Genomic DNA, 18,302 nt, shown 5'->3' on the forward strand with positions numbered 1-18,302 from the left:
GCCAGCTCGGCGGGCGTCGGGTCGTCGAACGCGCCCGCCGCTACGGACCCCAGATTCACATGCACGCCGGCGACCCGCTCTGGCGCTACTTCGCCGAGCGCGCCGGCCACTGCCGAACCCCAGTCACCGCCCTGCGCGCCGTAGCGTTCGTAGCCGAGCGAGACCATCAACGCATCCCAGGCGCGCGCGGTGCGAGTGACGCCCCACCCGGTCGTCTGCGGCTTGTCGCTCCAGCCGTAGCCGGGCAACGACGGCGCGACGACGTGGAACGCGTCCGCCGGGTCGCCGCCGTGCGCGCGCGGATCGGTCAGCGGGCTGATGATCTCCAGGAATTCGAGCACCGAACCCGGCCACCCGTGCGTGAGCACGAGCGGGAACGCGTCCGGCTCCGGCGAGCGGATGTGCAGGAAATGGATGCCCAGTCCGTCGATCGTGTCGCGGTACTGCGGGAACGCGTTCAGCCGCTCGGCGAACCCGAAGTCGTAGTCCTCCGCCCAGGCACGACACAGCTCTCGCGCATACGCCAGCGGCACCCCCTGGGACCAGTCGGCCACCGGCTCGCGCTCGGGCCACCGGGTCCGTCGCAGCCGTTCCCGCAGGTCCGCGATCTCCGCTTCGGTGACGCTGACCTCGAACGGCTCGGCGGCCACGACAAGGCTCCTTACGGGTTCTTCTCGGCGAGTACCGTGTAACACGTGAAAGTGGCTATGAGTGTCACGGTAGAGTCGCTTCAGGAGACACGTCAAATGATTCATGCGGGTCACACCGCCTCGGCGGTCCAGACGGCGGTCGACCTGGCCAATACCCTGCGGCCGATCAAGGGCGAGGACGCACTCGAGACCGTGGAACAGCTCCGGGACTTCCTCGTCGGCCGTCCCGCGGGCACGGACTTCTGCCAGCTCACCCGGGCTGACCTGGCAGAAGTCCGTGCGTTGCGCGAGACCGTGCGTGCAGTGCTGGAACGGGCGGCTGCGGACCCGACCGAAGCCGCGGCCCTGCTCAACGACGGTCTGCGGCGTAGCCGCGCCACCCCGGTGCTGCGCCACGAGGACGACCGCTGGTGGACCGAGGTGACGTCCGACACCGACCGCTGCGCGGCGCGCCTCGCCGCGACCACGCTCAGCGCACTGGCTTCCGTGATCGCCACGCTCGGTCCCGCTCGTCTAGGCGTGTGCGCCGGATCGACCTGCCGAGCTACTTTCGTGGACCTCTCGCGCAACGGCTCGAAGCAGTACTGCACCCGAACCTGCGCGCACCGGGCCAGCGTCGCGGCCTACCGGAGCAGGCGCGGCTCGCGTTGATCGCCGGCCGGGCTTCGAGGCGAGGCGACCCCGCCTCGATGCGCCACAGCGCAGGCACATAGCGTGAACCCGTGGCCGAAGACGGTGGGGGAAAGCGAATTCTGGGCGCCCATTGGGCGTTCGCCGCGTTCTTTTTCGGAGTAGCCGGCTACTACCTCGTCACCCTGCTCACCGCGGCCGCGTTCAACCGGCACGTCGGCGACAACGACCCGGTCGAGGCGTACGCGGGACCGCTCCTGCTGCTGGCCTTCCTGCCGAACCTGGTCCTCGGCCTCGGCCCGGCGATCTCGTCGCTGCGGTACGGCTCCGGCCTGGAACGCGACTTCGGCCTCCGCGTGCGAGGGCGCGACCTGCGCATCGGCCTCGCCTGCGGTCTGCTCGCGCTCGTCGCGGGCTTCGTGCTGAACGTCGCCGAAATAGCGGTCTTCGGCGGGGACGAGGTGTCCGACAGCCCGCTCACCGACCTGCCGGACGTGTCCGGCGGCCGTCCGGTCTGGCTGGTCGCGACCGCGCTGGTGCTGGTGGTCGCCGTCCCGCTCACCGAGGAACTGCTGCTGCGCGGGGCGCTGTGGAACGCCCTGCTGCACTACAAGATCCCGCCGTGGGTGGTGCTCGTGCTCACCTCGATGCTGTTCGCGCTGCTGCACGGCGAGACCACGCGCACGATCGCGCTGTTCGGCCAGGGTCTCGTCCTCGGGCTGGCGCGGCATTATTCGGGCCGGACCTCGGCGAGCGTGCTCGCGCACGCGGCCAACAACCTGCCGCCCGCCGTCCTGCTGTTCACCGGGCACTGAGCGCGGCGGAAAAGCCGGAAACCGGTGACCAGCCGAGTACTGTGCGAAACCATTCCGGCCGCTAGGCTCGACCGGTGAGCAGAGCGAGCACGGGGAGGCGGGCGTGACCGCATCACAGCCCGGCGAACCCATCTCCCGTGCGCTCACCCCGGAGGACTTCGTGGCCGAACCGAGGCCGTTCCCGGCGCATCGCTGGGGATTCGGGGCGTTCCTGCTGGTCGAGGCTGTGCTGCTGGCGTCGGCCGCGTTCATCGGCGCGCTGTCCGGTCCGACGGCTGCGGGCCGGCCGCTGCCGATCAGCACGGTACTGCTCGGCACGATGCTGCCCACCATGATCGCCGCCGGAGCCGCGGTGCTGATCACCCTCGTGCGCGGCAACGGTCCCAAGCTCGACCTGCGGCTCGCGTGGCGCTGGGCGGACGTCTGGACCGGGCTCAAATTCGGCCTGCTCGGCCTGGTGCTCACGTCGCTGAGCGCCTACGTGTGGACCCAGCTGGTCGGCAGCGCGAACGCGACGTCGGCGATCAGCGCGCTGGTCGACGACCGCAAAATGTCCGTGCCCGCCGCCGCGGTGATGTTCGGCTACCTGTGGCTGCTCGGGCCGATCTGCGAGGAGATCATCTACCGCGGCCTGCTCTGGGGAGCGGTGGAACGGCTGCAGTGGCGCAGCGAACGCTTCGGCCGGGTCGCCGCGTTCCTGCTGTCCACCGCGGTCTTCGCGGCCAGCCACCTGGAACCGCTGCGCACCACGCTGCTGCTGGTGATCTCCATCCCGATCGGGCTGGCGAGGCTGTCCACCGGCAGGCTGGCCGGCAGCATCGTCGCGCACGCGGTCAACAACTTCCTGCCGGCGGTCGCGATCCTGCTCGGTTCGCTCGGCCTCGCGTCCTTCTGACGCTGGTCACGCACGTCTAACCGGGGCCTTGTGCGGGCGCGGCGACGGGCATCTGGCAGAATGTTTGCTTGCCCGCTTCCGCCGGACCCTCTCGCCGTGTGGAAGCTCCTGACCTCCGGGCGTCGCAAGCCTGTCCCCACGGGCTCGGCGCACGCCCCGCACCACACAGCACTGAGGAGTACCCACACCCGTGGCCGTCAAGATCAAGCTGCAGCGCCTCGGCAAGATCCGTGCGCCGTACTACCGCATCATCATCGCCGACGCGCGCACCCGCCGGGACGGCAAGGCCATCGAGACGATCGGCAAGTACCACCCGAAGGAAGAGCCGAGCCTCATCGAGGTCGACACCGAGCGGGCGCAGTACTGGCTGGGCGTCGGCGCGCAGCCGACCGAGCCGGTCCAGCGCATCCTCGAGATCACCGGCGACTGGCAGAAGTTCAAGGGCCTGCCGGGCGCCGAGGGCACCCTGAAGGTGGCCGAGCCGAAGCCGTCCAAGCAGGACCTGTTCAACGCGGCGCTGGCCGCGGCCGGCGAGGAGCCCTCCACCGAGGCCGTCACGCCGAAGAAGAAGTCGGCCCCGAAGAAGGCCGAGGCCGAGAAGGCTGAAGCGGCTGAGGGCGAGAAGTCCGAGTGAGCTTCCTCGCCGACTCCCTCGAGCACCTGGTGCGCGGGATCGTCGACAACCCGGACGAGGTCCGGGTCGAGCTGCTGACCACGCGTCGTGGCCGCACGCTCGAGGTGCACGTCCACCCCGACGACCTCGGCAAGGTGATCGGCCGGGGCGGGCGCACCGCGACCGCTCTGCGCACCGTGATGGGCGGCATCGGCGGCCGCGGCGTCCGCGTGGACGTCGTCGACACCGACCGCTGACCCGGAATCTCGGAAACGGTCAGGTATGGACGTCGTAGTCGGCCGTATCGCGAAGGCGCACGGCATCCGCGGCGAGCTCGCGGTCGACGTGCGCACGGATTCGCCGCAGGAGCGGTTCGCGATCGGTGCGGTCGTCACGACGAAGCTGCGCGACGGCAGCACGAGAGAACTCACCATCGCAGCCGCCCGCGAACACAGCGGGCGGCTGCTGGTGCGTTTCGAGGAAGTGCTCACGCGCGACGTCGCGGAAACCCTGCGCGGCGCGCTGCTGCTGGCGGACACCGGCGCGCTGCCGCCCACGGACGACCCGGACGAGTTCTACGACCACGAGCTGGCCGGCCTGCGCGCCGAACTGGCCGACGGGACCGTTGTGGGCAAGGTCGTCGAGGTCGTCCACTCGCCGGCCGGGGAATTGCTCGAACTCGATCACGACGGACGCTCGGTGCTGGTGCCTTTCGTCCGCGCCATCGTCCCGGTGGTGGACGTCGCCGGGGGCCGGGTCGTGCTCGATCCGCCCGAAGGCCTCCTCGACGCTGATTGAGGGGGAGTTCGTGAAGTTCTGGACGAAGGCCGTTTTCGCAGCCGTTCTGGCCACCGCTTTCGCCGCGCCGCCCGCGCGGGCCGCTTCGCCGGTGTACGGCGACTTCTCGCTGATGTTCCAGCGCAGCGCCGGCCAGTACGCGCCGCCGGGGGAGAAGGCGTTCCAGTGGGCCTGGTCGCCGCAGTCGGCCACCGAATCGCAGATCACCTGGGGCGACCCGGTCACGTGGCCGCCGGCGACCGCCGAGCACTTCGTCCGCTCGGGCGACTGGGTGCTGATCGACGGCTGGGACGGCAACGGCACGTACTACTCGGAGCGCGTCACCGAAGAATTCGCCTGCGACGGCGCGAAGTGCACGCCGATCCCGTCCGACGGCGGCCGCCAGCACTATGTGCGCTGGACCGTGCCGTCCACCGACTACCGGCTCATCGCGCGCGGCACGATCACCGAGAAGAGCTCGGGCAAGGTCGTCCGCTTCGAGCACCTGCAGACGTGGGGCGCGCCGGCTCCGTGCTCAAACGCCCGCTTCGGGGCGCGCACGTGCATCACGCAGACCGAGACGTGGTCGGACGACAACGGGCTGCCCGCCGGGTCGCCGATCCGCCAGACCCTGCACCGCAGCATGAAAATCGCGAAGGGACTCGGCATGGCCTTCGCGATCGACCAGGACGTCCCGAACCCGTGGCACGCCGAGGCCACCGAGTACTGGAACTGGTAACCGCTTGCGCATCGACGTCGTCACCATTTTCCCCGAGTACCTCGACCCGCTGCGTGCCGCGCTGCTGGGCCGGGCGATCGACCGCGGCCTGATCGAGGTCGGCGTGCACGACCTGCGCGACTGGACCCACGACGTGCACCGCGCGGTCGACGACGCGCCGTACGGTGGCGGCCCCGGCATGGTGATGAAGCCGCAGATCTGGGGCCCCGCCCTGGACGACGTGTGCGGCGACGGGACCCGGCTCGTGGTCCCGACCCCGGCGGGCAAGCCGTTCACCCAGGAGCTGGCGCACGCCTACGCCGAGGAAAAGCACCTGGTGTTCGCGTGCGGCCGCTACGAGGGCATCGACCAGCGGGTCGTCGACGACGCGGCCCGCCGGATGCCGGTCGACGAGGTCTCCATCGGCGACTACGTGCTGGTCGGCGGCGAGGCCGCGGTGCTGGTGATCGTCGAGGCCGTGGTCCGGCTGCTGCCGGGCGTGCTCGGCAACGCGCGGTCGGCGGCCGAGGACTCGTTCTCCGACGGCCTGCTCGAAGGCCCCAGCTACACCCGCCCGGAAGTATGGCGCGACCTGGCGGTGCCGGAGGTGCTGCGCTCGGGCAACCACGCGCTGATCGACCGCTGGCGGCGCGACCAGGCGCTGGAACGCACCGCACGGCGGCGGCCCGATCTGCTGGCCCGGCTGCCCGAGGGGAGCCTGGACAAGCGGGACCGCGAGGTGCTCGAAAGGCTGGACGACCAGCCCGGATAGGCCCCGTGCGAGGTCTCCGGGGGCCTCTGCCATAATGAATCAGTTGGCGTGACGCGTAGTGGTTGACAACTGCTCGTGGCGGCTGTCGAAGCCGCGAGGCCAACCGTGAATGCCATCAGCCCTGGGTTAGTCACAGTGACTCTGACTGTGCGCTCAAGCTGTACGTAAGCCACACGAATACGAGGACGGACCACCGATGAACACCCTGGACGCGCTGGACGCGCAGTCACTGCGTTCCGACATCCCGGACTTCCGCCCCGGCGACACGCTCAAGGTGCACGTCCGCGTCATCGAGGGCAACCGCGAGCGCAACCAGGTCTTCCAGGGCGTCGTGATCCGCCGGCAGGGCGGCGGCATCCGGGAGACCTTCACCGTGCGCAAGGTTTCGTTCGGCGTCGGCGTCGAGCGCACCTTCCCGGTGCACTCGCCGAACCTGTCGCAGGTCGAGGTCTTCAAGCGCGGCGACGTGCGCCGGGCGAAGCTGTACTACCTGCGCGAGCTGCGCGGCAAGAAGGCGAAGATCAAGGAGCGCCGCGAGAACCGCGAGACCACCTCCGCCTCCTGAGTGACGAGTCGGCTACCGGTAGCCTGGCGACGTGGTCGAACCTGTGTCGCGGAACGCCGATGAGGACGGCCCCGAACGCCCGGAGGAGGACCAGGAACGGTCCGGCGGGCGTCGGGGGTCGCACCGGCGAGGCAAGTCCTCGAAAAAGCGGTCGTTCTGGAAGGAACTGCCGATCCTGATCGTGATCGCCCTGGTGCTCACGATCCTGATCCAGGCGTTCCTCGCCAAGGTCTACATGATCCCCTCGGGATCCATGGAGGCCACGCTGCACGGCTGCCCCGGCTGCACCGGCGACCGGATCCTGGTCGACCGCGTCACCTACGACTTCACCGACCCCTCCCCGGGGGACGTGATCGTGTTCAAGGGCCCGCCCGCGTGGACCGAGAACGAGATCGCACCGCAGGAGTCGAGCAACATCGTCGTCCGCGCGCTGCGCGGCCTCGGCTCGCTGGTCGGCTTCGCGCCGCCGGACGAGCGCGACTTCGTCAAGCGCGTCATCGCCACCGGCGGCCAGACCGTCCAGTGCTGCGACGACCGCAACCGGGTGATCGTCGACGGCAAGGCCCTCGACGAGCCCTACATCCACTGGGAAGACAAGAACCACCCCGTCCAGGAGTCGTTCGCCCCGGTGAAGGTCCCGCAGGGCGCGCTCTGGGTGATGGGCGACAACCGCAACAACTCCGCCGACTCGCGCTATCAGGGCGGCGGCGGTCCCAACGGTGCGGTGCCCGTCGACGACGTCATCGGCAAGGCCCGCATCATCGTGCTGCCGCCGAGCCGCTGGGGCGGGATTTCGGACCACAACCCGCAGCAGAACGCCCAGCCGGTCGCGCTCGGCGCGCCCGCGTGGCAGCAAGGGCTGCCGCTGGGCATCGGTTTCGCCACCGCGGTGCCGACGCTTTTCGTCGGACGCCGGTTGAAGGCAGGCCTCCGCAAGGCGGCCGGCCGGAGACGGTAAGCGGTGCGTCCCGTCGTCCGCGACTCCCGGGTGGTGTTTCGGTGACTCTCCCTCCTCCCCGCACTCCGGCAGAACGGCTGCGCCCGCCGCGTGCCGTGGTCCGCGGCGAGCTGTTCTGGGGTCTGCAAGGCGCACTCGAACGACGCGGCCTCGGCCCCGTAGCCGGTGTCGACGAGGCCGGTGCCGGTGCCTGCGCTGGCCCGCTGGTGGTGGCGTCTTGCGTGCTCCGTCCCGGCGACGGCGCGCGCCTGCCCGAACTGACCGATTCGAAAATGCTCACCGCGAAGGCCCGGGAGCGCGTTTACGATCGCGTCCTGCAACGCGCGCTCGACTACTCGGTGATCGTCATTCCTTCCGAGCAGGTGGACTTGCTCGGCATCCGGGTGATGAACCTCGAGGGCATGCGCCGCGCGGTCGCCGGTCTGCGCACCCATCCCGGCTACGTCCTCACCGACGGCTTCCCGGTCCCGGGAATTCCCGCGCCGAATGTCGCGGTGATCAAGGGAGACCGCAGCGTCGCGAGCATCGCGGCGGCGTCGGTGCTGGCGAAGGTGACGAGGGACCGGATCATGGCCGGCCTGCACGAAGAGTTGCCGGCGTACGGCTTCGACGTGCACAAGGGCTACAGCACGTCGGACCATCTGGCTGCGCTGAGTGAGCACGGCCCGAGCCCGGCGCACCGCTGGTCCTACACGAATGTCGCCACGGTCGCCCTCGCCCATGGACTCACTGCCCCGCATCCGGTCGTGCTCACCTACGCTGCACTGGAGAATGCCCTCGAAAAAGCGGGCGGGCCGGTCCGTGCCCCGGGCCGCTCGGTGGGTAAGAATGAACGCTCCGCCGCCGGAGCAGGACGAACGCGAGGAGGGGCGCGGATTTCATGAGCGCAGAGGATCTCGAGAAGTACGAGACCGAGATGGAGCTCTCGCTGTACCGCGAGTACCGCGACATAGTGGGCCAGTTCTCGTACGTGGTGGAGACCGAGCGGCGGTTCTACCTGGCCAACGCGGTGGACGTCCAGGTCCGCGACGGCGGGGGCGAGGTGTACTTCGAGGTGCGCATGTCGGACGCCTGGGTGTGGGACATGTACCGTCCCGCCCGGTTCGTGAAGCACGTCCGGGTCATCACCTTCAAGGACGTCAACGTCGAAGAACTGGACAAACCCGACCTGCGGCTCCCCGAGGACGGCCCGTTCTCCGGCTGATCCCGCTTTTCGCCACGAGGCCACCCGGCATCTGCCCGGGTGGCCTTCGTCGTTCCCGGCCCCCGCACACCGCACCGACAATCCGCCGGGGTTTCTACCGCTCGACCCTGCGCTGATCCACAACCCCCGGGTTATCCACAGTTGTGCGGAATTCCCCTGGCGCGGCTGTTGATCACGCTGCGATCGTGGCAGCACACGCACCGTGATCGGCGGTGCTCACGCTTGTCCGAGGGGGACACCATGAACGACGGCCCGCACCCCGGCGCGCAGTGGCGCCGGACGTTCGGCCGCTGGGGCGAGGACCTCGCCGCCCGGCATCTGCAGGCCGCCGGCATGGTCCTGCTCAGCCGGAACTGGCACTGCCGCGAAGGCGAACTGGACCTGGTCCTGTCCGAAGGCGACCGGGTGATCTTCTGCGAGGTCAAAACCCGCTCCAGCACCGAATACGGCACCCCGGCGGAGTCGGTCACGCCGGAGAAGATCGACCGGGTGCACCGAGCCGCCATGCGCTGGCTCAAGGAACATCGAGTCGGCTGGTGCCGGGTCCGGTACGACGTCGTGACCGTTTACGCTCCCGCCGGCGAAGAGCCCGTCGTGCGGCACCTGGTCGGAGCTTTCTGATGCCGCACGCCAAAACCTGGTCCGTCGCGCTGCTCGGCATCGAAGGCCGGGTAGTCGAAATCGAAGCCGACCTCGGCGGCGGCCTGAGCCGCGTCACCCTGGTCGGCCTTCCCGACGCCGGCCTCCGCGAGGCGAAAGACCGAGTCCGCTCCGCCGTCCGCAACTCCGGCCAGTCCTGGCCCGACGGCAAAATCACGCTGGCCCTGTCACCTGCCAACCTGCCGAAAATGGGCTCGGGCTACGACCTGGGCATCGCCGCCGCGGTGCTGGCCGCCATCGGTGCCGTCCCAGCCCGGAAACTGCTGCACACCATCCTCTTGGGAGAACTGGCCCTGGACGGCCGAATCCGCCCCGTGCGCGGCGTGCTCCCCGGCCTGCTCGCAGCCAAAGCCGCGGGTCACGAACGCGCCGTAGTCCCGACTGAGTCGTTAGTGGAAGCCGCCCTGGTCGACGGTCTGGAAGTCTCCGGCGTAACCCGCCTAGCCGAACTGATCGCCTGGCTCAAAGACGAAGGCGAACTAGCCGCTCCCGCCGCCCCCACATCGGCCGCTCCCACGGCAGTCCCCGACTTGGCCGACGTCGTAGGCCAGCCAGAAGCCCGATGGGCCCTGGAAGTCGCCGCGGCGGGCGGCCACCACCTCCTGCTCACCGGCCCGCCCGGCGTCGGCAAAAGCATGCTCGCCAGACGCCTCCCCGGCCTGCTCCCGGATCTTTCCCCCGAGGAGTCCTTGGAAGTAACCGCGATCCACTCCGTGGACGGCTCCCTGTCCAAGTCGTCGCCCTTGGTGACGGTCCCGCCGTTCGTCGCCCCACACCACTCGATCAGCCCACCGGCTCTCATCGGCGGCGGCACCGGCTTGGCGGCCCCCGGTGCGATCAGCCGAGCCCATCGAGGGGTCCTGTTTTTAGACGAGGCCTGCGAATTCGGAAACCAACGTCTCGACTCGCTCCGCACTGTCCTGGAAGAAGGGGAAGTCCGCATCGCCCGCGCGAAAGGCGTCGTTCGCTATCCCGCGCAGTTCCAACTAGTCCTGGCCACGAACCCATGCCCCTGCGCACCGCCCCGAGAAACCGACTGCACCTGCTCCGTAACCACCCGCCGCCGCTACCTGTCACGACTATCCGGCCCGCTCCTGGACCGCGTCGACCTGCGCGTCCGGTTGCGCCCCCTCACCGCGATCTCCGCCCACCAATCGACCACCCCGGAACCGTCGTCAGCCGTCCGAGCCCGAGTACTGGCCGCCCGCGACCGCGCCAAACACCGCTGGCACAAACACGGCTGGCAGTCCAACACCGAAGTCCCGGGCCCAGTCCTACGCCGAGATTTCGCGTTGCCGCCGCCCGCCACCGCAGTCCTGGACCGAGCCCTGGACCGAGGCTTGCTGACCGCCCGCGGCGCCGACCGGTGCCTGCGCATCGCCTGGACCTTGGCCGACCTGGCCGCTCTGCCCCAACCCGACACCGACCACGTCACCGCGGCCCTGGACTTCCGAGAGCGCAAAACCGGCTGACCCGCCTCGCAGGCGGTACCGCCCGCCACTCGGCGAGACTGGTTCGCGCCCCGGTTGGCATTAGCTCGCTGGGACCGGGTGCCGGGTCCGCCGTCCGCCACCGCGTGGCACCGAACCCCTCAGCTGCGACGGATCCGCGGATCTGGCGGGCGTCAGCTTGCTGGGCTGGGGCGCTGGGTTTGCCCCCGGGGGCGACTGTCCGCCGCAGCGTGGTGTCGAATCCTCTCGGCGGGGACGGGTCCGCGGACCTGGCGGGCGTCAGCTTGCTGGGCTGGGGCACCGGGTTCGCCCTCCCCCAGACGGCCGTTCGCCACCGCGTGGTGCCGACTCCCCTCCGCGGGGACGGGTCAGCGGCTCGCTGGGCTGAGGCGTTGGGTTTGCCCTCTGCGGGCGGGCGTCCGCCGCAGCGCGGTGCCGAATCCCGTCGGCGAGGAGGGGGCCGTGCATTCGGCGGGCACCAGCTCGCTGGGTCGGGGCACAGGGTTCACCCTCCGCGGGCGACTGTCCGCCGCAGCGTGGCGTCGAATCCTCTCGGCGGTGAGGGGGCGGCGTATCTGGCGGGCGTCAGCTTGCTGGGCTGGGGCGTTGGGTTTGCGCTCCGCGGGCGACTGTCCTCCGCAGCGTGGTGCCGAATCCCCTCGGCAGTGAGGGGTCCGCGCATTTGGCGGGCATCAGCTCGCTGGGCCGGTGCACCGGGTTCGCCCGCCCGGACGTTGTTCGCCGTGGCCCGGAGCCAAGCTTCGGCCCGGCGGCTTGTCGCTCGAGGCCAGCGGCTCTGCCGCTTGTCCGCTCAGCCGTGGCGGATGGCCTCGGCGCGCGACCGAGTGCTGCCCCGGCGCAGCACGCGGTTCTGGTGCCGTGCTGAGCCGCGCCGCGGTGGATGTTCGCGGCGAACGCTCCGAAACCACCCCGATCCCCCGACGAGATGTCCCATCCGGACCGGCAAACCCGCCGTCCGGAATCCGCACTGAAAGGAAAGCACGATGTCGAACCGAGCCATCCCATCCTCGTCCCCGCGCACCCGGCACCGCAGGCCGAAGACGCCGCAGCACAAGATCGTCCGGCATCTGCAGCCGGTCCGGCACCGGGAGATCCGGCCCGAACACGACCCGGTCCGGGTCCGAGAACGGTTGGCGCTGCACCGGCACCTCGCCGTCGTCCGCTCCGAGAATCCCGGCGGCCGAAGAGGTGCGGCGTGAGCGTCGCAGTTGAGGACCAGACCGCGGCGACCGATTCCGAACGGCTCGCCCGCGCATACCTGCTCGGCGTCGCGGAACCACCGGCACCGCATCTGCTGGAGTTCGTCGGCCAACACGGCCCGGTCGTGGCAGCCGAGCGGGTGCGGGCCGGGGACTGTCCGGAAAAAGTTCTCCGCGAAACAGCCGCCCGCCGGGAATCCACGGTCGCGGAACAAGATCTGGAGGCAGCCGCCAAGGTCGGTGCCCGGCTCGTGGTTCCCGAAGACCACGAATGGCCGGCGTGGCCATTGCTGTCTCTAGCGGTAGCAACCGGAAACGGCGTGAAGCACGTGGCCGCTCCGCTCGGACTCTGGGTGCGCGGCGACGCGAGCCTGGCCGAAGCCGCCGACCGTGCGGTGGCGATCGTCGGCGCGCGGATGGCTACGGACTACGGCGTGCACAACGCCCTCGAGTTCGGCCATGCGTTGGCAAGCCGACAAGTACCGGTGTTCTCCGGTGCTGCCTTGGGCATCGACGCCGCCGCTCATCGCGGTGCGCTCAGCGGCGGCGGAGTCACGGTCGCGCTGCTCGGCTGCGCGGTCGACCATGCCTATCCGTCTGGAAACAGCGACTTGTTGAACCGCATCGTCGCCGCGGGCGGGGCGATCGTCAGCGAGTACGCACCGAAGACCCCGCCCGCACGCCATCGATTTCTGGTGCGCAACCGCCTTATCGCAGGTCTTACCGACGGCACAGTCGTTGTGGAGGCCGGAATCCGTAGTGGCGCACGCAATACCGCCACCATCGCGGGCGCGCTCGGCAAGGTCGTGATGGCAGTGCCGGGATCAGTGCATTCGGGCAGTTCAGCCGGTTGCCACGCGCTGATCCGGGACTGCAAGGCCACGTTGGTGACCTCGGTCGACGAGGTGCTCGAAACGGTGGGCCGGTTCGGCACCGCAGCTCCTGCCGCCGAACCGAGCCGGCGTCCGACGGACAGACTCGGTCCGGAGGCGTCGCGGGTCTACGACGCACTGCTCCCACGGGCCGGACGGGCTCCGGAGGAGGTCGCGGAAAGCGCTGGCGTGCCCGTTTCCCGAGTTCGCGCCTTGTTGCCCGCACTGGAAATCGACGGCTTCGCGGTGCGCGGAGAGACGGGCTGGCGACAGATAGTCCGAACGGCGAACCGATGATGGGCGTGGCGATGCTTGACCAACGGCGATGGTTCGCGCAGCGTAATCGCCATGCCGTCAGCGAGTGCGCGCAAGGACGCGGTTCCGCGTCCGGGTGGACACCGGAAACGCCCGCCACGACCCGATCTTCGGGCTCTTCGCGCCGAATTGCCGGAGTCAGCCGAGTCGGTGGTGGCCGATTACGAACGGCATCTGTCGCTGGAGCGTGGGCTGTCGCCGCACACTGTGCGCGCGTACGTCGGCGATGTGGTTTCGCTGTTGGCGTTCCTGACCGTGGGGGAGGGCGACCGTCCCGCGCGGCCCTTTGAGGACTTGGATGTCACGCAGCTGCGCGCGTGGCTCGCGGGGCAGCGCTCGGACGGCGCCGGGCGCACCACCCTCGCGCGCCGCGCCGCGGCCGCGCGCACCTTCACGGCTTGGGCGCACCGCACCGGTGTGCTGAAGTCGGATCCCGGCGGCCGGCTCGCCGCGCCGCGCACGCACCGGACCTTGCCCGGTGTGCTCCGCGCCGAGCAGGCCGACGCGCTCATGGACGCCTCCGCGAAAGGGGCAGCCGAACGGGATCCGATTGCTCTGCGTGACCGCGCGTTGGTCGAATTGCTGTATGCAACCGGCATTCGGGTGTCGGAGTTGTGCGGTCTGGACGTCGGCAGCGTGGACTTTTCCCGCCGGGTGGTTTCGGTGGTAGGCAAGGGCGACAAGGAGCGGACAGTCCCGTTCGGCGTCCCGGCGGCCGAGGCGCTGACCGCGTGGCTGGAGGACGGACGGCCCGCCCTTGCTGGGGAAACGCCGCCGAAGGCGCTTTTCCTGGGCGTCCGCGGCAAGCGCCTCGACCCGCGCGCGGCGCGCCGCGTGGTGCACGAAGCGGTGGCCGCGGTGCCGGGCGCAACGGACATGGGGCCGCACGGGCTAAGGCATTCCGCCGCGACGCATCTGCTCGAAGGAGGTGCCGATCTCAGGAGCGTTCAGGAACTGCTTGGTCACGCTACGCTGGTCACGACCCAGCTCTACACTCATGTGACCGTCGATCGGCTGAAGGCGATCCATGACCGAGCACACCCGCGGGCCTGAAGAGGCCGGCGGCGGCTCGGCCGGGGACGGCAGGGCCGAACCGTCGGCGCACGCGCATCCGCACGAGCACGGAGACCACACTGAGCAGCACGCCGAGAACGACCGTGCAATGACTTCCACGTCGCAGGTCACGGAAGCCGGGGCGGAGCGCCCCGGCGTGCAGGACGCCGTCAGCGGGGACGGTCGTCCTGGTCAGGATGTCGACGCGGGGATTCAGGCGCTGTGGCAGCAGTTCGCCGACAAACCGGACCAGACGTCGCGCGACCGGCTGGTGCTGCACTACGCCCCGCTGGTGAAGTACGTCGCGGGCCGGGTCGGCACCGGTCTGCCGACGCACGTAGACGTCGGCGACCTTGTGCAGTCAGGCATTTTCGGCTTGGTCGACGCGATCGAGAAATTCGACCCGGATCGCGGCCTGCGCTTCGAGACGTACGCGATGCAACGCATCCGGGGCGCGATCCTCGACGACCTGCGCTCCCAGGACTGGGTCCCGCGCGCGGTGCGCAGCAAGGCGAAGGAAACCGCTCGCGCACTGGAACGCCTCGGCGCCCGCCTGCACCGCACCCCGACCGACGCCGAACTCGCCGGCGAAATGGGCATCAGCCTCGACGACCTGCGCGACTTCTACGGGCAGCTCCGCCTGACCAGCGTGGTGGCACTGGAAGACCTGGTCGCCGCGGGCAAAGACGCCGGCTCGCTGGTCGACACCCTCCCCGACGACGGCGCCGTCGACCCGGTGGCCGTCCTGGTGGACCAGGACAACCGCCGCCAGCTCGCCGAAGCCATCGCGCAGCTGACCGACCGCGACAAGATCGTCGTCAGCCTCTACTACTTCGAAAGCCTGACCCTGGCGGAGATCGGCAAAGTCCTGGGCGTCACGGAATCCCGCGTGAGCCAGCTGCACACCCGCGCGGTGATGCGGCTGCGCGCCAAGCTGATGGAACAGCCCAGCGGCTGACTCCCCGACCGGAATCGCCCGCACGGCGATGGTCTGGCTGCGGGGTCTCGCGAGGTGTTTGGCTGCTAGTCGGATGGCCGCACGGCTGTGGTCGATGCGCCCGGCTAGCTCCACTCGCGACGGTCTGGCTGCCTGATCGCCCGAGAAGGCTTAGCCGCTAGCCGGATGGTCCGGCGGCTGTGGTCGATGTGCCTGCGAGCTGGGGCGATGGTCCGGCTGCCGGAGGCTTAGTCGTTGGGCGGGTGGTTGGGCAGCTGCGGTCGATGTGGCTGCCAGCTGGGGCGACGGTCTGGTTGCCGGACTTCCCGCGGAGCCTCCGCTGCTCTGAGCGGATGGCCGGAGGGGCGTGGTCGATGTGACCGACCAGTTCCGCACGCGACGGGCTCACTGCGGGCCAGAGGTGGGCGCGGTGGGTGGCGAAGTGATTTGGGCTATCGGCCTCCTAAGGGTTGTCGTCTGCGGACCGCGGTTGTCGCCACACTCCTTCCTCAGGTCGGGTCTTGCGGCGGCGCGGTGTTGGTGCCAAGCCCGGCTGCCTCGGCGTTTCCTCTGATCACCCCGTTTCGGGGACTGGATTTCGGCGAGCGACTCCTGGACATCACGGGCCTTCGGCCCAGGGCTTGAGGCGCACTCGGCTGGGAGCGCCGACCAGGGCCAGCGGGTCGATGTATTCCGTGCCGCGGCGGGCTCCCCAGTGCAGGCAGGTGGCGGTCGGGCAGCCGGGGTGGCCTGGGACGGCGGTACCCAGCGGCTGGCCGCGATAGATCTGGTCTCCGGCGGCGACGTTCGGGGTGATGGGGAGGTAGGTGGTGTGGAGGCCGCCGTCGTGGTCTACGGCGACTACTCCCTGGCCTGCCACTTGACCGGCGAAGACCACTACTCCCATGTCCGCGGCCAGAACCTGTTGTCCGGCGGCGGCTTCCAGGTCCACGCCTCGATGGCCTGGACCGAACGGTGTCGCGGGCGGTTCGAAGTTGCGGGTGACGTGGGGGCGGGGCGTCAGCGGCCAGGCGAGGCGGCCCGGTTCGTCCGAGGTGGACTGCGCGGCGTCGGCTCGAGAGCCGACCAGGGCTGCCGAGGTGGCGGACAAGGTCAAGACCGTCGCCAGGATTAGCCACGTTCGGGTGGTGTTCTTGCGGCTGCGCGGGCTGGACAGCGGGAGTTCACTGCCGGTCCCGGCCAAACGCAGCGGTGGGTGGCCCCAGCTGAAATCGCACGGTAGTGAGATCCGGAGCCGCGGCAAGAGGGTTGTGGCCGGTCGAGCGTGCGGTGGGCGGAGGAGCCTGCGGGAGACAAAGAGGGTGGACGAGGTCGCGCGGGCCCAGGCACGGCAGAGTGCGGTGCGAATTCTGGGTGGTCTGGCGGGCGTTCTGCGGTGACGGCCGCCCCGGGGGAGCGGGTGCGCCGAGATGGGCGGGGTGGTGTCGCCTGTGCTCAGGAGGGTGGCGGCCGCAGTCGGGTGCTGGGCGAGCAGCGCGGCCGTCGCCTGGAACACCGGATGCGGTTCCGGCACCAGTGGGAGCGCCGATGCCGCCAGTCGCGATGGATTCGGCGAGGGAGTGGACTGGCTGCTCGCCTCTCTGTCCGGGCGCGGGACAGGCGAGGGTGCTGAGCGAACCGCGCTCGGCGTCGAGGGCGAACGTGGCGACGAGGTCGCGCCGGAGTCGGCAGGGCGGCCCGCAGGGGGCGAGTGTGGCGAGGAGGTAGTGCTGGAGTCGGCAGAGAGGGCAGCGGCAGCGTCGGTGACAGCGCGAACGTCGGCGACAGCGGCAGCAGTGGCGACGTCGGTGGAAGCAGGGGCAGCGGAAAAAGCTCGCTTAGCGGTCATGTCCCCATCCTCAGCCACCGGCCGACGGAAACCGGCTGTTCAGCGGGGGTTGTCCACAGGCGGGCACAGTTGTGGACAACTCCGGGCGGGGCGAAGGCTGCCCGCAGGGGCGGGCCTGGTGGCAGGGGGTAGAATCAATTCCGCAGCCCACTCGCTGGGCTGACTTCGCGTGCACGTGCGCGCGTCCCCGGACGGGCCGCTTCTGGCGGGAACCCGGACGGAGGGGCGCACGGTGTCCGGCGGTCCCTGGGGTTGCGCACTACCGAACCCGCGGGTCCGGGCATCGGCTACGGCACCAGGGCCCACGACCTCCCGGTCGGGGGCGACTAACCGGAACAGCGCCTCCGCCGGCGGATCGAAGACCGACAGCGGGAGCGCGCGATTACAGAGAAGGTGTGATTCCGGCAATGGCCGTCGTCACCATGAAGCAGCTGCTCGACAGCGGCGTGCACTTCGGGCACCAGACCCGTCGGTGGAACCCGAAGATGAAGCGCTACATCTTCACCGAGCGCAACGGCATCTACATCATCGACCTGCAGCAGACGCTGACCTACATCGACCGTGCGTACGAGTTCATCAAGGAAACCGTCGCGCACGGCGGCACCATCATGTTCGTCGGCACCAAGAAGCAGGCTCAGGAAGCCATCGCCAACGAGGCCGCGCGCGTGGGCATGCCCTACGTGAACCAGCGCTGGCTCGGCGGCATGCTGACCAACTTCCAGACCGTCCACAAGCGCCTTCTCCGCCTGAAGGAGCTCGAGGCCCAGGAGCAGACCGGCGGTTTCTCCGGCCTGACCAAGCGCGAGATCCTCACGCTGACCCGCGAGAAGGACAAGCTCGAGAAGACCCTGGGCGGCATCCGGGACATGGCCAAGGTGCCGTCCGCGGTGTGGATCGTCGACACCAAAAAGGAGCACATCGCCGTCGGCGAGGCTCGCAAGCTCAACATCCCGGTCGTCGCGATCCTCGACACCAACTGCGACCCGGACGAGGTCGACTACCCGATCCCGGGCAACGACGACGCGATCCGTTCCGCCGCGCTGCTGACGAAGGTCGTCGCCGAGGCCGCCGCGGCCGGGCTGATGGCCCGTTCCGGCCGCAACGGCGCCTCGGCCGACGCGAAGCCGGAGACCGGTGCTTCGGACGAGCCGCTGGCCGAGTGGGAGAAGGAGCTCCTCGCGGGCTCGGAGACCGCCGCCGCCGACGCGACCGAGGCCGCCGCCGCGACCGAGACCGCGGAAGCCACCGGCGAGCAGGCTCCGGCCAACTCCTGATCCACCCCGTCCGGGCGGTCCGCGCAGGGCCGCCCGGACGGCGCTCACCGCACACGTACCTGAAACGGACGGAT

21 protein-coding genes are annotated in these 18,302 nt (G+C 70.0%); 19 read left to right on the plus strand and 2 right to left on the minus strand.

Annotated features, from left to right (window positions below; all coding sequences use genetic code 11):
* Positions 1–650, minus strand: a 650-nt coding sequence (locus L942_RS28910) for an epoxide hydrolase family protein (protein WP_037366610.1), incomplete at its 3' end; no start/stop codon positions are given.
* A gap of 96 nt (positions 651–746) precedes the next feature.
* Here L942_RS28910 and L942_RS28915 point away from each other — a divergent pair.
* From L942_RS28915 to L942_RS29000, 18 genes are all read left to right on the plus strand, one after another.
* A complete protein-coding gene (locus L942_RS28915) occupies positions 747–1,301 on the plus strand; it encodes a CGNR zinc finger domain-containing protein (protein ID WP_037366613.1) in 555 nt (184 codons plus the stop codon).
* Between the two features lie 71 nt (positions 1,302–1,372).
* Complete coding sequence (locus tag L942_RS28920; RefSeq protein ID WP_037366615.1) at positions 1,373–2,095, plus strand: CPBP family intramembrane glutamic endopeptidase; 723 nt, start codon at positions 1,373–1,375, stop codon at positions 2,093–2,095.
* A 103-nt stretch (positions 2,096–2,198) separates the two neighbouring features.
* Positions 2,199–2,990, plus strand: coding sequence for a type II CAAX endopeptidase family protein (locus L942_RS28925; RefSeq protein ID WP_037366616.1), 792 nt, complete (start codon positions 2,199–2,201; stop codon positions 2,988–2,990).
* Between the two features lie 190 nt (positions 2,991–3,180).
* On the plus strand, positions 3,181–3,624 hold the full coding sequence (rpsP, locus tag L942_RS28930; RefSeq protein ID WP_037366619.1) for a 30S ribosomal protein S16: 444 nt from the start codon (positions 3,181–3,183) through the stop codon (positions 3,622–3,624).
* A complete protein-coding gene (locus L942_RS28935) occupies positions 3,621–3,860 on the plus strand; it encodes an RNA-binding protein (protein WP_003103110.1) in 240 nt (79 codons plus the stop codon). Before rpsP ends, L942_RS28935 begins: the two co-directional genes overlap by 4 nt.
* 25 nt (positions 3,861–3,885) lie before the next feature.
* The gene (gene rimM, locus L942_RS28940; RefSeq protein WP_037366624.1) at positions 3,886–4,401 is read left to right on the plus strand and encodes a ribosome maturation factor RimM; all 516 of its coding nucleotides are present in this window, start codon (positions 3,886–3,888) and stop codon (positions 4,399–4,401) included.
* A gap of 10 nt (positions 4,402–4,411) precedes the next feature.
* Positions 4,412–5,119, plus strand: a complete 708-nt coding sequence (locus tag L942_RS28945) for a hypothetical protein (RefSeq protein ID WP_037366626.1) — start codon at positions 4,412–4,414, stop codon at positions 5,117–5,119.
* A 4-nt stretch (positions 5,120–5,123) separates the two neighbouring features.
* Positions 5,124–5,870: a tRNA (guanosine(37)-N1)-methyltransferase TrmD gene (gene trmD, locus L942_RS28950; protein ID WP_037366628.1), complete on the plus strand. Its 747-nt coding sequence runs from the start codon at positions 5,124–5,126 to the stop codon at positions 5,868–5,870.
* A 196-nt stretch (positions 5,871–6,066) separates the two neighbouring features.
* Entirely contained in the window at positions 6,067–6,435 is a 369-nt protein-coding gene (gene rplS / locus L942_RS28955) for a 50S ribosomal protein L19 (protein WP_037366629.1), read from the plus strand.
* A 31-nt stretch (positions 6,436–6,466) separates the two neighbouring features.
* Positions 6,467–7,393, plus strand: coding sequence for a signal peptidase I (gene lepB, locus L942_RS28960; protein ID WP_037366631.1), 927 nt, complete (start codon positions 6,467–6,469; stop codon positions 7,391–7,393).
* Positions 7,394–7,488: 95 nt separating this feature from the next.
* Positions 7,489–8,277 carry a ribonuclease HII gene (locus L942_RS28965; RefSeq protein WP_051166325.1) on the plus strand — a complete coding sequence of 263 codons (789 nt, stop codon included), beginning with the start codon at positions 7,489–7,491 and terminating at the stop codon, positions 8,275–8,277.
* Positions 8,274–8,597, plus strand: a complete 324-nt coding sequence (locus tag L942_RS28970) for a DUF2469 domain-containing protein (protein ID WP_003096226.1) — start codon at positions 8,274–8,276, stop codon at positions 8,595–8,597. Before L942_RS28965 ends, L942_RS28970 begins: the two co-directional genes overlap by 4 nt.
* A gap of 240 nt (positions 8,598–8,837) precedes the next feature.
* Positions 8,838–9,218, plus strand: a complete 381-nt coding sequence (locus L942_RS28975) for a YraN family protein (protein WP_037366635.1) — start codon at positions 8,838–8,840, stop codon at positions 9,216–9,218.
* Positions 9,218–10,729 carry a YifB family Mg chelatase-like AAA ATPase gene (locus L942_RS28980; RefSeq protein WP_037366637.1) on the plus strand — a complete coding sequence of 504 codons (1,512 nt, stop codon included), beginning with the start codon at positions 9,218–9,220 and terminating at the stop codon, positions 10,727–10,729. Before L942_RS28975 ends, L942_RS28980 begins: the two co-directional genes overlap by 1 nt.
* 983 nt (positions 10,730–11,712) lie before the next feature.
* The gene (locus L942_RS44500) at positions 11,713–11,928 is read left to right on the plus strand and encodes a hypothetical protein (protein ID WP_037366638.1); all 216 of its coding nucleotides are present in this window, start codon (positions 11,713–11,715) and stop codon (positions 11,926–11,928) included.
* Positions 11,925–13,097 carry a DNA-processing protein DprA gene (gene dprA / locus L942_RS28990; RefSeq protein ID WP_037366640.1) on the plus strand — a complete coding sequence of 391 codons (1,173 nt, stop codon included), beginning with the start codon at positions 11,925–11,927 and terminating at the stop codon, positions 13,095–13,097. The genes L942_RS44500 and dprA overlap by 4 nt, the downstream gene beginning before the upstream one ends.
* A 51-nt stretch (positions 13,098–13,148) precedes the next feature.
* A complete protein-coding gene (locus L942_RS28995; protein ID WP_037366643.1) occupies positions 13,149–14,168 on the plus strand; it encodes a tyrosine recombinase XerC in 1,020 nt (339 codons plus the stop codon).
* Positions 14,143–15,126 carry a FliA/WhiG family RNA polymerase sigma factor gene (locus L942_RS29000; RefSeq protein ID WP_106965075.1) on the plus strand — a complete coding sequence of 328 codons (984 nt, stop codon included), beginning with the start codon at positions 14,143–14,145 and terminating at the stop codon, positions 15,124–15,126. Before L942_RS28995 ends, L942_RS29000 begins: the two co-directional genes overlap by 26 nt.
* A gap of 598 nt (positions 15,127–15,724) precedes the next feature.
* On the opposite strand, the gene L942_RS45590 is transcribed toward L942_RS29000, so the two are convergent.
* Positions 15,725–16,216, minus strand: coding sequence for a M23 family metallopeptidase (locus L942_RS45590; RefSeq protein WP_037366814.1), 492 nt, complete (start codon positions 16,214–16,216; stop codon positions 15,725–15,727).
* Between the two features lie 1,145 nt (positions 16,217–17,361).
* Between L942_RS45590 and rpsB the strand changes: the two genes are divergently transcribed.
* On the plus strand, positions 17,362–18,228 hold the full coding sequence (rpsB, locus tag L942_RS29010) for a 30S ribosomal protein S2 (protein WP_037366645.1): 867 nt from the start codon (positions 17,362–17,364) through the stop codon (positions 18,226–18,228).
* The last annotated feature ends 74 nt before the right edge of the window (positions 18,229–18,302 follow it).

It is taken from the genome of Amycolatopsis orientalis DSM 43388, from assembly GCF_000411975.1.
Classification (GTDB): Bacteria; Actinomycetota; Actinomycetes; order Mycobacteriales; family Pseudonocardiaceae; genus Amycolatopsis; species Amycolatopsis orientalis_D.

Excerpts from the sequence above, each read along its gene's own strand:
- L942_RS28915 (WP_037366613.1), top strand. The coding sequence starts at position 747 with ATGATTCATGCGGGTCACACCGCCTCGGCGGTCCAGACGGCGGTCGAC.
- rimM (WP_037366624.1), top strand. The coding sequence starts at position 3,886 with ATGGACGTCGTAGTCGGCCGTATCGCGAAGGCGCACGGCATCCGCGGC.
- rplS (WP_037366629.1), top strand. The coding sequence starts at position 6,067 with ATGAACACCCTGGACGCGCTGGACGCGCAGTCACTGCGTTCCGACATC.
- L942_RS28970 (WP_003096226.1), top strand. The coding sequence starts at position 8,274 with ATGAGCGCAGAGGATCTCGAGAAGTACGAGACCGAGATGGAGCTCTCG.
- L942_RS28975 (WP_037366635.1), top strand. The coding sequence starts at position 8,838 with ATGAACGACGGCCCGCACCCCGGCGCGCAGTGGCGCCGGACGTTCGGC.
- L942_RS28980 (WP_037366637.1), top strand. The coding sequence starts at position 9,218 with ATGCCGCACGCCAAAACCTGGTCCGTCGCGCTGCTCGGCATCGAAGGC.
- L942_RS44500 (WP_037366638.1), top strand. The coding sequence starts at position 11,713 with ATGTCGAACCGAGCCATCCCATCCTCGTCCCCGCGCACCCGGCACCGC.
- L942_RS28995 (WP_037366643.1), top strand. The coding sequence starts at position 13,149 with ATGCCGTCAGCGAGTGCGCGCAAGGACGCGGTTCCGCGTCCGGGTGGA.
- L942_RS29000 (WP_106965075.1), top strand. The coding sequence starts at position 14,143 with ATGACCGAGCACACCCGCGGGCCTGAAGAGGCCGGCGGCGGCTCGGCC.
- rpsB (WP_037366645.1), top strand. The coding sequence starts at position 17,362 with ATGGCCGTCGTCACCATGAAGCAGCTGCTCGACAGCGGCGTGCACTTC.